The organism is Streptomyces sp. WAC06614, assembly GCF_003949795.1.
Lineage (GTDB): Bacteria > Actinomycetota > Actinomycetes > Streptomycetales > Streptomycetaceae > Streptomyces.
The window spans coordinates 1-493 of record NZ_RPRY01000792.1; the positions used below are offsets into that span (position 1 = coordinate 1).

1 pseudogene is annotated in these 493 nt (G+C 77.5%); it reads right to left on the reverse strand.

Annotated features, from left to right (window positions below):
* Nucleotides 1-493, reverse strand: a pseudogene (locus EF918_RS37605) (sporulation protein); the annotation flags it as partial.

The following is a 493-nucleotide window of genomic DNA, read 5'->3' on the forward strand; positions in this document are numbered from 1 at the left end:
GCCAGGGCCACGCCGAGGCCGTCGACGGTGTCGACCACGGTGTCGTCGAGGCGGGCCCGGGCGTCCCCTTCGAGGTGGACGGCGGCGTGCCGGGCGTCGTGCAGCCTGCTGTTGCGGACCACGAGCACTCCCCCGCCGACGGGGTCGCGCAGGGCGGCGTCGAGGGTGTCGTCGAAGGTGAGGGCCGCATTGGCCGCGGCCCCGGCCCCGGCCGCGGGCTCGTCCCGGGAGCCGAGGACGTCGATCCGGCCGCCGGACACGTCGCAGTCGGTCAGGGTCAGCCCGGCCGCGTCGGCGACCCGTACGGCGGGCTCGGCGGGGTCGGTGCCCCGCAGGTCGAGTCCGTACAGCTCGCAGCCGGGGGCCGTGACGGTGAGCACCGGGCCGCCCGGGGAGCGCAGGTGGACGGTGCCGGCGCCGTACTCCGGTTCCAGCAGGACCCGCCGCTCCAGGCGCAGGGCCTCGGTGTAGACGCCGGGGGCGATGGTGACGA